This window comes from Niallia sp. Sow4_A1, from assembly GCF_052116745.1.
GTDB classification, from domain to species: domain Bacteria; phylum Bacillota; class Bacilli; order Bacillales; family Cytobacillaceae; genus Niallia; species Niallia hominis.
Map to the genome: position 1 here is coordinate 85,239 of NZ_JBQKKM010000012.1, position 14,101 is coordinate 99,339.

12 protein-coding genes are annotated in these 14,101 nt (G+C 35.9%); 9 read left to right on the forward strand and 3 right to left on the reverse strand.

The window, feature by feature from the left end:
* Positions 1 to 265: 265 nt before the first annotated feature.
* Positions 266 to 1,810, reverse strand: coding sequence for a gluconokinase (gene gntK, locus ACTQ5K_RS09030; RefSeq protein WP_031536819.1), 1,545 nt, complete (start codon positions 1,808 to 1,810; stop codon positions 266 to 268).
* A 274-nt stretch (positions 1,811 to 2,084) separates the two neighbouring features.
* Here gntK and ACTQ5K_RS09035 point away from each other — a divergent pair, with 274 nt between their 5' ends.
* Entirely contained in the window at positions 2,085 to 2,336 is a 252-nt protein-coding gene (locus ACTQ5K_RS09035; RefSeq protein ID WP_031536820.1) for a hypothetical protein, read from the forward strand.
* A 3-nt stretch (positions 2,337 to 2,339) separates the two neighbouring features.
* Here ACTQ5K_RS09035 and ACTQ5K_RS09040 read toward each other — a convergent pair whose 3' ends face one another.
* Complete coding sequence (locus ACTQ5K_RS09040) at positions 2,340 to 3,209, reverse strand: AraC family transcriptional regulator (protein ID WP_031536821.1); 870 nt, start codon at positions 3,207 to 3,209, stop codon at positions 2,340 to 2,342.
* A gap of 248 nt (positions 3,210 to 3,457) precedes the next feature.
* On the opposite strand from ACTQ5K_RS09040, the gene ACTQ5K_RS09045 reads away from it, so the two are divergent.
* From ACTQ5K_RS09045 to galT, 3 genes are read left to right on the forward strand one after another with little or no spacing between them, the layout of a single operon-like run.
* Positions 3,458 to 4,633 carry a galactokinase gene (locus ACTQ5K_RS09045; protein ID WP_031536822.1) on the forward strand — a complete coding sequence of 392 codons (1,176 nt, stop codon included), beginning with the start codon at positions 3,458 to 3,460 and terminating at the stop codon, positions 4,631 to 4,633.
* Positions 4,634 to 4,661: 28 nt separating this feature from the next.
* Positions 4,662 to 5,654 (forward strand): UDP-glucose 4-epimerase GalE, encoded by a 993-nt coding sequence (galE, locus tag ACTQ5K_RS09050; protein ID WP_031536823.1) that lies wholly within the window; start codon positions 4,662 to 4,664, stop codon positions 5,652 to 5,654.
* Between the two features lie 34 nt (positions 5,655 to 5,688).
* Positions 5,689 to 7,218, forward strand: a complete 1,530-nt coding sequence (gene galT, locus ACTQ5K_RS09055) for a UDP-glucose--hexose-1-phosphate uridylyltransferase (RefSeq protein ID WP_031536824.1) — start codon at positions 5,689 to 5,691, stop codon at positions 7,216 to 7,218.
* Between the two features lie 111 nt (positions 7,219 to 7,329).
* Here galT and ACTQ5K_RS09060 read toward each other — a convergent pair whose 3' ends face one another.
* Complete coding sequence (locus ACTQ5K_RS09060; protein WP_031536825.1) at positions 7,330 to 8,877, reverse strand: glycosyltransferase family 2 protein; 1,548 nt, start codon at positions 8,875 to 8,877, stop codon at positions 7,330 to 7,332.
* Between the two features lie 277 nt (positions 8,878 to 9,154).
* Between ACTQ5K_RS09060 and ACTQ5K_RS09065 the strand changes: the two genes are divergently transcribed.
* The 5 genes from ACTQ5K_RS09065 (at position 9,155) to murQ (ending at position 14,053) form a co-directional block, all read left to right on the forward strand.
* Positions 9,155 to 10,135, forward strand: a complete 981-nt coding sequence (locus ACTQ5K_RS09065) for a LacI family DNA-binding transcriptional regulator (RefSeq protein WP_031536827.1) — start codon at positions 9,155 to 9,157, stop codon at positions 10,133 to 10,135.
* Between the two features lie 336 nt (positions 10,136 to 10,471).
* Complete coding sequence (gene nagA, locus ACTQ5K_RS09070) at positions 10,472 to 11,680, forward strand: N-acetylglucosamine-6-phosphate deacetylase (protein ID WP_031536828.1); 1,209 nt, start codon at positions 10,472 to 10,474, stop codon at positions 11,678 to 11,680.
* Complete coding sequence (gene nagB / locus ACTQ5K_RS09075; protein ID WP_031536829.1) at positions 11,677 to 12,429, forward strand: glucosamine-6-phosphate deaminase; 753 nt, start codon at positions 11,677 to 11,679, stop codon at positions 12,427 to 12,429. Before nagA ends, nagB begins: the two co-directional genes overlap by 4 nt.
* Positions 12,426 to 13,151: a GntR family transcriptional regulator gene (locus tag ACTQ5K_RS09080; RefSeq protein ID WP_031536830.1), complete on the forward strand. Its 726-nt coding sequence runs from the start codon at positions 12,426 to 12,428 to the stop codon at positions 13,149 to 13,151. The genes nagB and ACTQ5K_RS09080 overlap by 4 nt, the downstream gene beginning before the upstream one ends.
* Positions 13,148 to 14,053, forward strand: a complete 906-nt coding sequence (gene murQ, locus ACTQ5K_RS09085) for an N-acetylmuramic acid 6-phosphate etherase (RefSeq protein ID WP_031536831.1) — start codon at positions 13,148 to 13,150, stop codon at positions 14,051 to 14,053. Before ACTQ5K_RS09080 ends, murQ begins: the two co-directional genes overlap by 4 nt.
* Positions 14,054 to 14,101 lie beyond the last annotated feature (48 nt).

A 14,101-nucleotide genomic window follows, 5' to 3' on the forward strand; every position in this document is an offset into this window, starting at 1 on the left:
TTGAATTATACCCGTATTATTAATGAATAAAATATGGGAGTAGAAGAGAAAGACACATAAACGAACTAGCACATGGAACCTCATAAGGATATTGTGCCTTTTTTTAGGTGAGTAGCATGTAAAAAAACGGCAAAATGATTGGAGGTCCGAGCGTTTTGCCATGTCATTTGGTGTACAAATAATATTGTAAGAGAAAAGACTACAATGTAATCTTTTCTCCCAGTTCCTTTAGCTACTTACTAACTGTAGACATCTTTTTCAAAGGTTATTTCACCCATTTATTTTGAAACGATGCGATTGCATCATATTCTTGCTCTAATGCTCGAGATATACGGATATAAATAGCTGTTAAATCTTGATAAATGTCAACATTTTCTTGAATTGGCTGATGGGAATGTGTACTACCGACTAATTGTTTCATAATGGAAAAGTCGTCAATTTCCCCTAATGCATACATGCCTAAAACGATAGCACCAAGACAAGAGCTTTCAAAGCTTTCTGGAACGACTACTTCTTGATCAAAAATATCTGCCATCATTTGTCTCCATAGTTCAGAACGGGCAAATCCACCTGTTGCTTGAATTTGCTTTGGTGCTCCAATAACTTCTTGAAGGGCAAGCATAACCGTATAAAGATTTAAGATAACTCCCTCTAATACAGCTCTTACCATATGTTCTTTTTTATGATGTAATCCGAGTCCAAAGAAAGATCCTCTTGCATTGGAATTCCACAAAGGCGCTCTTTCTCCAGCTAGATATGGATGGAATAATAAACCATCCGCACCAGGTGTGACCCGGGAAGCAATCTTTGTTAAAACTTCATATGGATCAATTCCAAGTCTTTTTGCCGTTTCAACTTCCGAAGAGGCCAATTCATCACGAACCCAACGGAAAGTCATTCCACCATTATTAACAGGTCCGCCAACTACCCAGTGATCTTCTGTTAAGCAATAGCAAAAGATTCTTCCTTTAGGATCTGTGACTGGTTTATCGGTTACAGTCCGAATCGCTCCGCTTGTACCAATTGTCACTGCAACTACACCAGGGTCAATAGCATTTACTCCCAGATTAGAAAGAACACCATCACTTGCCCCAACAACAAATGGAGTTTCTGCAGGAATTCCAATCTCTTTAGCATATTTATCCTTAAGCCCTGTTAAATAATGAGTAGTAGGAACTGGCTTCGCCAACTGCTCAGGAGTTACACCAGCAACTTCTAAAGCTTCCTGATCCCAATTTAACTGTTCAAGATTAAACATTCCAGTCGCAGAAGCAATAGAATAATCGATAACAAACTCATCAAATAAGCGATAGAATATATATTCCTTTATGCCAATAAATTTAGTTGCTTTTGTAAAAATGTCTGGTTGATCATTTCTTAGCCATGTTAATTTGGCTAAAGGAGACATAGGGTGAATTGGTGTTCCCGTTCTGCGATATATGTCTAAGCCATTATGCTCCTCTTTGATTTTTTTCGCCCAAGTAGAAGCACGGCTATCTGCCCACGTAATACAGCGTGTTAATGGTTTTCCATTTTCGCCTAATGCAATAACGCTATGCATGGCAGAGCTGAAGGAAACTAATTTTAGGTTCTTTGCATCCACTTTGGCTTTTTGAATAGCTGTACTCATTGTTTCTAATACAGCCTGAAAAATTTGTTCAGGATCCTGTTCGGCAATTGCAGGTGCAGGGCTGTGTAGTGGATATTCTACATGATGCATGCTTAAGACTTTGCCAGCTTCAGCAAATAGAACAGATTTTGTACTTGTTGTGCCAATGTCTACACCTAAATATAGGGATGTTGAACTCATTATAAAAACTCCTTTATATGGAAAAGTGTAAAAAATATTTCATAGAAAACATTTTATATAGAAAAAAATTTCTTTATCTATATTTTAAAGGATATATATTAATTTTGAAACTGTTTTCATGTATTATTTTAAATTAATTTGCTTTCCTTTAGAGGCTGGTTGAATTTGATTGTCTATATATAAGGGTTAGCTATACATTTTTGCTCTAAATAGTGTAAAAACAAAGCAAAAATATGCTAAGATGAAACCATCCTAAGTGTAAGGAGCTGTTTGAATGAATAACGAAATGGAAACGATGTATGAGACTATTTATAATCAAATACTCCATTATCAAAACCAACTGGAAGCAATTTTATGTCAAAATTCGGATACATTGCAAGAAGAGGAGCAAGAACAGTTTAATCGAATGTCTATTGCTCTCCAAGCTTCAAAAGATATTCTGGAAAATATGCTAACACCAGGGAAGAAACTGAACTTCATTTATGAAAAAGGAATGTTCAGCCTGGAAATGTTTGATGAAAAATAAGTATTAAAGAAGAATATCTTCGCTTGGACGAATATTCTTCTTTCGAAATTCTCCAGGTGTCATGCCCGTTGATTTTCGAAACACCTTCGTAAAATAGTTTGCATTTGCAAAGCCTACCTGAACGGAAATATCCTCAATGGAATATTTGGTTTGATATAATAGCTCTGCCCCTTTTATTATCCGGATATTTGTTAAGTATTGGATAGGTGTAATCCCAAGCACTTTTTTAAATAAACGGGTAAAATGGAAGCGGGAAAGTTTGGCTGCCTCAGCCATATCATCAGGACCAATTGGTTTATCATAGTGATTTTGCGCAAATAATGTTGCATTTAATATACTTTCAGGCAATGGAATGTCTCCCATATTCTTCTTGTATTGATACACTTCCATTATAAAGGAATAAGCAAGACTAGATGCTTGGTACGCATTCGTTATATTCTTCTCATTTGCTAATTGATAAATGTGAAGAAGCTGCTGTATGGGTCTAGAATCAGAAGCTAATTGGATAATGAATTGATTATTCTCTGTGAAGGAATGCCAGCATTTTTTTACCGATTCCCCATATAAAGTAATAAAAATGAATTCCCATTGCTCGCTATTTTGTGGTAGATAATATCTGTATTCCTCTGAAATATCAATCAGAAATGCTTTTCCAGCGGTTAATCGATGATCTTTTCCTCCAACTTCAATTGCTCCCATTCCAGAAATAGTATATTGGAAAATATACATGCTATCCTCTTTACGCTTTTTTCCTTTCCAATTATAAAGATAAGATGTTTGATTTTCCCATCCAATCGACCAAATTTGGGCAACCTCTTTTGTAATTTTTTCCGTAAATCTGTATGCAAATACATTATTATCTTTTTTAGGCAATGAGAAAGCCCCTTTCTAAGTCGAGATAACATAGGTAGATACTTGCCTGTATAGATGAATGGTAATTTGAGCTAATATTAATTTTATCAGAAATTTTTCTGCTGAATAGCAAAATATTACCCTTTTCCCTTTCTTATTTTACCATTGAGAGAGAACGGTTTGAAGCATAAAATAAAAATGTAAACGGTTCAATAAATTATTGATAACGAGAGGGAAAATAATCGTTCATATATAAAGGAGAGACACAAATGGCAAATAACCTATATACAACTTTTACTGATATTTTTAACGAAGGGGAAACAAGAATACGTACTTTTTTTGCACCAGGACGTGTGAATTTAATAGGAGAACATACAGATTATAATGGAGGGCATGTCTTTCCTTGTGCCTTATCCATTGGAACAACAGCAATTGTTCGAAAAAGATATGATAGAATGATTCACTTCTATTCTACCAATTTTTCCAATTTAGGTGTGATAAAGATATCCTTAGATAATCTAGTCTACGATCAAGGAGATGATTGGGCGAATTACCCAAAAGGAGTTATTGCAATACTTGCACAACATGGATATAAACTAGATTCTGGATTTGATGTTTTATATGAAGGAGCAATACCAAATGGTGCGGGCCTATCGTCCTCTGCTTCTATTGAAGTAGTAACAGCTATCATGATAAATGAGCTCTACTCTTTTGCGATTGATCGAATTTCGCTAGTGAAAATGTGTCAGCAGGCAGAGAATGAGTTTATTGGTGTAAGCTGTGGCATCATGGATCAATTCGCAATTGGAATGGGAAAAGAAAAACATGCCATTTTACTAGATTGCGATACGCTTGATTATACCTACAGTCCACTCGATTTAGAGGATGCGTCGCTAATTATTGCAAATACCAATAAGCGCAGGGGGCTTGCTGATTCTAAATATAATGAGAGACGAGGGGAATGTGAGAGAGCACTAAAAGACTTGCAAGAAGAGCTAGATATTCGTTCGCTTGGAGAGTTAACTAAGGAGGAATTTGATGCAAATGCTCATTTCATTAAGCAAGATATTGATCGATTAAGAGCAAAGCATGCTGTATATGAAAATGCCAGAACAATTATGGCGGTAAAGAAACTACAAGAAGGCGATATTGCGGGATTTGGACAATTGATGAACGCATCCCATGTCTCCTTAAGGGATGATTATGAAGTTACTGGGAAAGAATTGGATGCTTTAGTGGAGGCAGCATGGGAACAAGAAGGTGTCATAGGTTCTCGTATGACAGGTGCAGGCTTTGGTGGTTGTACAATCAGCATTGTGAACAACAAATATATTGATGCCTTCATCGAAACGGTAGGGGCGAAATACGAGGAGCAGACAGGATTAAAGGCAGACTTTTATGTTGTTCAAGTTGGTGATGGTGCAAAAGAAATGGTGGAAGAATAGAAGCTAATAATAAGAGGAGGAGTAAGAAATGGCAATTCTAGTATGTGGTGGTGCTGGGTATATTGGAAGTCATATGGTGTCTGAACTATTAGACAGAGGGGAAGAAGTAGTTGTTGTCGATAATCTCCAAACAGGACATAAAGCAGCCGTATTAGAAAATGCAGCACTTTATATTGGTGATTTGCGAGATGCACAATTCCTAGATGCTGTGTTTAAGAAACATTCGATTGATGCGGTTGTCCATTTTGCTGCCGACTCCTTAGTAGGAGAAAGTGTAAACAATCCATTGAAGTACTATGACAATAATGTATATGGTGCGATGTCGCTTTTAAAGGCAATGCAGTCAAATGGTGTGAAGAAAATGGTATTCTCGTCAACTGCTGCAACGTATGGGGAAGCGAAGAATTTTCCGATACAAGAAAGTGATCCTACTACTCCGACGAATCCATATGGTGAGACAAAGCTTGCGATTGAGAAAATGTTAAAGTGGACGGAAGAGGCGTATGGGATTCATTTTGTTGCTCTAAGATACTTTAATGTTGCAGGAGCACATATGGATGGTAAATTAGGAGAAGATCATTTTCCTGAAACACATCTGATTCCGATTATTTTACAAGTGGCATTAGGAAGTAGAGAAGCAATTAGCATCTTTGGCGATGATTATGATACGCATGACGGAACATGTATAAGAGATTATATTCATGTCACTGATTTAGCGAATGCTCATATACTTGCTTTGGATAAATTGGAAAAAGAGGGGACAAGTGGGATATACAATTTAGGTAGCGGAACTGGATTTACTGTGAAAGAGGTAATGGAAGCAGCAAGAAAGGTAACCGGCCATCCTATCCCAACTGTGCTTGCACCTAGAAGAGCAGGAGATCCTGCCCGATTAGTTGCTTCTTCAGAAAAGGCAAAAGAAGAATTAGGCTGGAATCCACAGTATACTTCTTTAGAAAAAATGATTGGTAGTGCATGGAGATGGTTCCAGGAAAATCCAGAAGGCTATCAAGATAGATAATGGGGAATGACTAAGAAGAAAGGAGCAATAGTAGATGACAACAACTATTTATCATCATGTAGAACAATTGCTTCATTATGGACTAAAATCAGGGTTATTAAATAAATGGGATATAGATGTAGTACGAAATAAATTACTCGAAATACTAGAATTGGATGATTTTGTTCCATCTGAAAAAAATGAAGTAGCAGATACAGATTTGCGAATTATTTTAGATGAAATTTTAGATTGGGCAGCAGAAAATAATCGCTTACTAGAGTCGACGATTACCTACCGCGATTTATTGGATACAAAATTAATGGGTTGCTTTGTTCCATTGCCATCTGAAATAAATAATAGATTTGAAAGGCTTTATAAAGAAAAGGGAGCAGAGCAAGCAACGAGCTGGTTTTATGATTTTTCGAAAAAGGTGGATTATATCCGAACCGATCGAATTGCCAAAAATGAAGAATGGCTGGCACAAACGGGTTATGGGGATTTAGAGATTACGATTAATTTATCAAAACCAGAGAAAGATCCGAAAGAAATTGCAGCTGCCAAAAAAGTAAAGCAAGGCTCCTATCCAAAATGTTTGCTATGTAAAGAAAATGCTGGTTATGCGGGAAGAGTAAATCATCCTGCAAGACAAAATCATCGCATTATACCTGTAACGTTAGAAGAGGAACAGTGGTTTCTGCAGTTTTCGCCATATGTGTATTACAAGGAACATGCTATATGTTTTTCCGAGAAGCATGAACCAATGACAATTTCTAAACATACATTTGCTAGATTACTAGGCTTTGTCAAACAATACCCTCATTATTTTATAGGTTCCAATGCAGACCTACCAATTGTTGGAGGATCGATTTTGACCCATGAGCATTTTCAAGGAGGATTTCATGAATTTCCGATGGCAAAGGCGGAAGTAGAAACAGCGTTTACAATGGACCGGTTTCCTTCTATTCAAGCAGGTATTGTCAAATGGCCGATGTCTGTTCTTCGATTACAAGGAACAGATAGACAAGAATTAGTAGAGGCATCTGATTATATATTAAAACAATGGATGGGTTATAGTGATGAAACGGTAGATATTATTGCATACACAGCAGATACTCGCCATAACACGATTACACCGATTGCTAGAATGCGAAATGGATTCTTTGAAATAGACTTAGTGCTCCGCAATAACCGCACATGTGAAGAGCATCCACATGGCATCTTTCATCCACATGAGGAAGTCCATGCAATTAAACAGGAAAATATCGGTCTCATTGAAGTGATGGGCTTAGCAGTCTTGCCAGGTCGCTTAAAAGAAGAGATGAGCATGCTTGCAGACAAAATTTTACAAGCAGATTTCGAAGTGAACATCAAAGACGAGCCTGCTATTATAAAACATCTAAATTGGGCAAAGGTTGTTAAAGAAAAAAATCCGCAAATGACAAGAAAAAATGTACACTCCATCTTACAAAAAGAAATAGGGATAGTGTTTGAGACCATTTTGCATCATGCAGGTGTATTTAAAAGAGATGACAAAGGAAAGAAAGCATTTCAACGATTTGTAGCAACATTGCAAAAAACAAAGTGAAAATAATGGACTATTTCCTTCCCGTTTTTAAAGAAGGAAATTAGAATTTTGGATAGTCGCCCGCTCGCCTGATGGAAAGCGAGTGGACGACTAGGATCAAACTAATTTTGTCTATCCAAGAACCTTTAACGCCAAATGATTATGAATCGTTTTGTAAAAATGATGCTTATCTGTTTGGCGTTTTTTTAGCCTAAGTTTTGGATTGGGAATATGCAACTGTACTTTATGATAATCTCGATACGATAAATAAATGGTATAGACTGATTTCCTAAAAGAAGCAAAGAATGCTTCAGGTATCATAATTCTTTTTAAAGCTCCTTCATATGGTTCAATCTGAAAGAAATACTGTCTATGCATATTATTTCGGTCACGGAAAAGTATCTGTTCCATGTCTTCCGGGTAATCGCCGGCTATACCAATATCGAACCGGAAGAAACCATTCGTATATTCACAATTTACTAATTCTGCATACATGGGAACTTTAATATAGTTATAGGGCTGACTTAAAGGGGTTGCCCAATAAGCTGTACCTTTTTTTACAATATGTTTTTTGTTTTTTTCTTGGTTCATCCATTTAAATAATGTTTCAATATCTTTATAGCGCTTTTGCTGAAATAATTGATAACAAACAACATTATAAGGATGATGAAAATGATCGCTGATTTCATAATCAAAGGAAGAAGTCGTACGTAATATTTTTTTCATGGTTGCTATATATGCTTTTCTTTTTAAAAATTCATCTATTTTTCCCTTAAATGTTTGAGTGTTCTCGTTTCCTAGCGTATGATATCGATTCATAAAACCATTAAAGCAATCAAATTCATAAAGTCGATTAAAAATCATTTTCTTTAATTCTGCATCCATCTCCTTCTTTTTAAAATAGTGAATGACTTTTCTATTACAATGCATTTTATTTAAAACATTTGTTTGCTTAGTCAAAGACTCATTATTTTCATCTAAACGATTTAAATAATAAATAATCGCTTTCGTGGTCGAGATTTTCTTGCAATTCGTTAGTAATTCCATGAAAAATTGCTTGTCCTCCGCATATTTCATCTCAGGGAATTTAATTTGATTATCTTTAACAATACTGGCTTTCATTAATCTTGCTCTCGGTCCTAAATGATGAAAAATATGTGGGATACTCGTTGGGGGAATACTTCTCCTTTCTTTCCAAGATTCATGTTCTGCTACAATGGCACTTTTATTGGAAGTAACTCTAATTGTTTTTCCCACTACATAGTCATCATCTGTTTCATTTAATACACTATAAAGCTTTTCTAAGCCAGTTTTTTCAAACCAATCATCCGCATCTAAAAAAGTTAGATAGGGGGCAGTTGAAAGTTCGATTCCCAAATTTCTAGGATAAGCAGGGGTACCGCTGTTTTTTGCAAGAAAGGCGAGTTTAATATTGGGATGTTCTTTAACGAACGTTTTTAAGATAGAACGAGTCTGATCTTTAGAGCCATCGTCAACAATTATATATTCAATCTGCGGCATAATAGATTGATTTAAAACAGATTCAATTGTATGCTTGATTGTTTTTTCATTATTATATACGGGTGTAATGACAGAGATAAGGGGCTGATTTAAATAGTTTTCACTTTGATATAAATCAAAGTTATATTTATTTTTGTGAAGAGATGATATCTTTTTCATTGGTTTCCCTACCTTCATATTAACCTAAAAGAAACTCCTACTAGCAATCATTATGAATCAACAAGCAGGAGAGTATACGTCTAAATAGAAAAAGTAGTTAATACGTTTGTATTATTATCCTGTATAATAAAGGTAGAAAAGAAAAGGGACCAAAGTGAAACTAGCTAGATGTAATCAAGTACATAAGTGTAATAAAATGAAAGGGCTCTCTATAGTATTAATTGGAAAAGTAAGGGGATTAATTAATAAGGTTTGTAAGAGATAAGGAGGTTTATTGGTGACAACAATTGGGGATATTGCAAGACTTGCAGGTGTAGCGAAAAGTACGGTATCTCGTTATTTAAATGATGGTTCTGTAAGTGAAGCAACAAAACGGAAAATACAGCATATTATTAAAGAAACGGGCTATTCGCCTAATGCATTTGCTCAAAGCTTAAAGGCAAAGAAACCAAATATTATTGGGACTATTGTTCCTAGATTAGATTCATATGCTTCTTCGCGCACCTTAATTGGAATAGATGAAGAATTAAAGACCATGAATTATCAAATGCTTATTTCTCATTCCAATCTAGATTTAGAACGAGAAATTGAAAATATTCACTCATTAGTAAGGCAAAAGGTTGCAGGGATTATTTTATTAGCGACGGAAATAACGGACCGTCACTTATCGATAATAAAGGAAGTAGATATTCCTGTGCTAATAGTCGGTCAACAGCATAAGGAGATTCATAGTTTAATTCATAATGATTATGAAGCAGCCTATGAAGTGGGGAAATATATTCTATCTCAGGGACATAAAAGAATTGCATTTCTTGGAGTCAATGAAAAAAATGTTGCGGTAGGAATTGATCGAAAAAAAGGTTTTAAAAAAAGTTTGGAGGATATAGCAGATATAGATGTAAGATTTTTTGAAATAAATAGAAATAATGTAGAAGCGTCTTCCGTTGTTTATGACATAATGAATACATTCTGTCCTAGTATCATTATTTGTGCTACAGATAATCTTGCAATCGGTGCAATGAAAGCGGTTTATTCGATGGGGATTTCTATTCCGAATGATCTATCCATTACTGGTTTTGGAGGATACGAAATGACAGAAATGATTCATCCTGGCTTAACCACTGCTAAGTTTTTTTATGAAGATGCTGGAAACCTTGCCGCTAGGAAGATGCTTAGTCTAATAAGAGGAGAGGATACCCCATTGAAAACAGTATCTGGTTTTGAAATCATTTATAGGGAAAGTGTAAGGCAGGTTTAGGAATGCCTATCGTTCAGGTAAGCTGTATGAATATAATAAGGATAAAATAGGTGATAACAGCTGAAGTTTGCAACATTATGCTTCGGCGGTTATCCTTTTAAGAACAAATGAAGGTTGACTCGGGAAAAAGAAATAAATTATAATTCATTATGAAAGCGATTACTGATCAGTGTGTTTATTAAAAATAAAAAAAGTTTGTTAAATTTCCTGACAAGTTTAGCGATTTCTAGGCATACTTTTAGTAGTATATGTGATAATGATAAAGGAACGGAATAACTGGTCTAGACATCTAGATATATAGTTGATGAATCAATTTTAGAAGGGATTAATGAAATCATGATAACAGATGAACAACAGGAATTAGTTTTAAAAAACTTATGCATTTACACAGAATCAGGCATTTTTCCAAAAGGGTATATGGTAATAAAGGGTGGAAAAATCGATACGATAGGTTTAATGGAATCCTTTCATGAAGAAGACTGGAGTAATATGCGAATAATAGATTTCCCTATGGGGATGAATTTAATTCCAGGATTCATTGATATCCATATCCATGGAGCAAATGATGCAGATGCGATGGATGGGTCATGGAATGCCTTAGAAAGAATGGCCGATACTTTACCAAAGGAAGGGACAACAAGCTTTTTAGCAACGACAATGACGCAAGATGCAGAAAGTATCGAAAAGGCGCTGTCTACTATTGCTCAGTATCTCGGATCTGCTAATCAAACTGGAAAAGCAGAAATAATCGGAATTCATTTGGAAGGTCCGTTTATCTCAGAAAAAAGAGTAGGGGCGCAGCCAATCCAGTCTGTTAAAAAGCCTGATGTAGCCCTTTTTAAAAAATGGCAAAGACTAGCCCAAAATCACATCAAGCTTGTTACAATGGCACCTGAGGAAGATGAAAACTTCGAACTTGTTCGCTATTTAAAGGGTGAAAATATTGTCCCATCAATGGGGCATTCAGATGCTGTTTACGATCAAGTACTATCAAGCATTCAAGCGGGAGTTAATCATGTTACACATCTTTTTAATGGCATGAGAGGCCTCCATCATCGTGATCCTGGAGTTGCAGGTGCAGCTTTGCTTCATTCAGAGTTAGTGGCAGAAATGATTGTTGATGGTGTACATATTCATCCAGAAATCGTTAAGCTTGCTTTTTTCCAAAAGGGTGTTGATCATATCATTCTAATTACAGATAGTATGCGTGCCAAATGGCTTGACGATGGTATTTCCTCATTAGGCGGACAAAAGGTAATTGTGAAGGATGGGAAGGCTTTATTGGAAAATGGTGCCCTTGCTGGAAGTACCCTAAAAATGAATGATGCTATCAATAATATGATGAATTTCACAGGATGTACATTGCAGGATGTAGTAAAGATGGCTTCTTATAATCCAGCTAAGCAAATAGGAATTTTAGATAGAAAAGGAAGTATTGCAAAAGGCAAGGATGCAGATTTAGTCGTATTAGATGAAAATAATCAAGTTGCATTAACAATTTGCAATGGACAAATCGTTTATTCAAATGGAGGAGTAACAGCATGAAACTAATTGAAGTACAAAATTATGATGAAATGAGCAAATTAGCTGCGGAAATAATTATTGAGCAAGTCCAAACGAAGACAAATAGTGTTTTAGGACTTGCAACTGGTGGTACTCCGGTAGGTATGTATCAATATTTAATGAAGGATTTCACCCAAAATAAAACTTCCTATGAGCAAGTAATTACACTCAATTTAGATGAATATATTGGGTTGGAAAAGGACAATCCACAAAGCTATAGCTATTTTATGAAAGAGCAATTATTTAACCATATTAATATTCCAGAAAATCAAACATACTTGCCATCTGCCAAAAGTGTTCACGATGAAGAGGCAGGTAGAAATTATGAAAAGCTTATTGAAACAGTAGGTGGAATAGATATGCAAATTTTAGGAATTGGAGAAAATGGGCATATCGGTTTTAATGAGCCGGGGACTTCTTTTTCTTCTACTACAGGTATTGTAAAACTAGCTGACTCTACAAGAGAAGCAAATGCACGCTATTTTACTAAAATGGAAGACGTGCCAACACATGCCATCTCTATGGGGATATCCACCATCATGAAAAGTCGACAAATCGTGTTACTTGTTTCCGGAGTGAAAAAAGCTCCAATTTTAAATCAGTTATTCCAAACAGATGTGAACGAGAATCTACCTGCATCTATTTTGAAAAAACATCCGGATGTTACGGTAATTGCTGATCAGGAAGCACTTTCGATTTTAAAAGAAAAAAAAGGGAGTGTGTTTAGTTGATTATAAAAGATTCGCATATCCCCATTTATTATCAATTAGAGATGGAAATAAAAGAAATCATTAAAGAATTAACACCAGGGGATCCGATTAGTTCAGAACGGGAATTTTCGGAAAAGTACGGGATCAGCAGGATGACGGTACGTCAAGCAATAAATAATTTAGTAGCAGAAGGTGTTCTTGTTCGTCAAAGAGGAAAAGGAACTTTTGTTGCTACTCCTAAAGTAGAACAGGAGCTTTCTGGGCTGACAAGTTTTTCAGAAGATATGCGTTCAAGAGGACTAACTCCGAAAACAAAAATTTTAGATTTTAAGACGATACCTTGTCCAAGAGGGGTTGCTTCTAAATTAAGGATAGAAGAGGAAGAGATGGTCTATGAGTTTAGTCGCTTGCGAATAGCAGATGAAATTCCTATGGCACTTGAAACCTCGTATATTCCGACAGCTTTGATTAAAGAGCTTCAGGAAGAAACTTTGCATGGTTCTATTTATGAGTATGTGGAAAAGACTTTACAATTAAAGATTAGTCATGCCACCCAGACAATAGAGTCAACCTTGTCTCAAAAAAATGAAAGTATACCTCTTGGGATTAAAGAAGGAGCACCTGCATTATTGATGGAACGATATAGTTATTTGGAAAATGGTACGCCTTTTGAATATGTTAAATCTATTTATCGTGGCGATCGTTATAAATTTGTGATTGATATGAAGAGGTCCCAATCATGAAGAAGCATAGAACGACAGAAACCAGTAATGAAAAAAGCCTGTTATTAGATGAATGGAGTTCTTTTGAAATTGTTCAGTTTATGAACCAAGAAGATGGCGGAATTACAAATGCGGTAAAAGAAGCATTGCCAATGATTGCCTTAGCTGTTGATGGAATTGTAGACCGATGGAAGCTTGGCGGGAGAATTTTTGTGATTGGTGCAGGTACTAGCGGAAGGTTAGGAGTAGTAGACGCTGTTGAGCTTGTTCCTACTTTTTCGATTGAAGAGGATCGCTGGATAGGAATCTTAGCAGGTGGTTATGAGGCGATGTGGACCTCTTTAGAAGAGACAGAAGATGACGAACAGCTTATACAATCAACCTTAGAAGATTATAATTTTTCAGCGAGAGATGTATTAATTGGTGTGACCGCTAGTGGGTCCACCCCGTTTGTCCTTGCAGCCATTCATTATGGAAATGAAAGAAATGGATTGACAATCGGGATAAGCAATAATGAAAGTACAATGCTCTCCTCTATTTGTGATTATGGAATTGAAGCAATAACAGGTCCAGAAGTTATTAGAGGATCGACACGTTTAAAAGCGGGAACAGCTCAAAAAATGGTGTTGAATATGCTATCAACCGCATCAATGGTGAGAGTAGGGAAGGTATACCGCAATGAAATGGTAGATATGAAGCTCATTAATAATAAGCTTGTATATCGGGCTGTACAAACATTGATGAATGCGACAGATCTTAGTGAGGCAGATGCTGCAAGAATACTAAAAGAGAATGATCATAATTTGAAAGTATCTATTTTTCGTGTTTTAACAGGTGGAACAAAGGAGGATTCGCTTCATTATCTTGGTGAAGCTGACGGGCATATTAAGCATGCTATTCAATTGTATTATCAAAAAAATTAGAGAATGACTATTTAAAGGAGGGATGCCTAAAAAGAGACAGTAATAGAG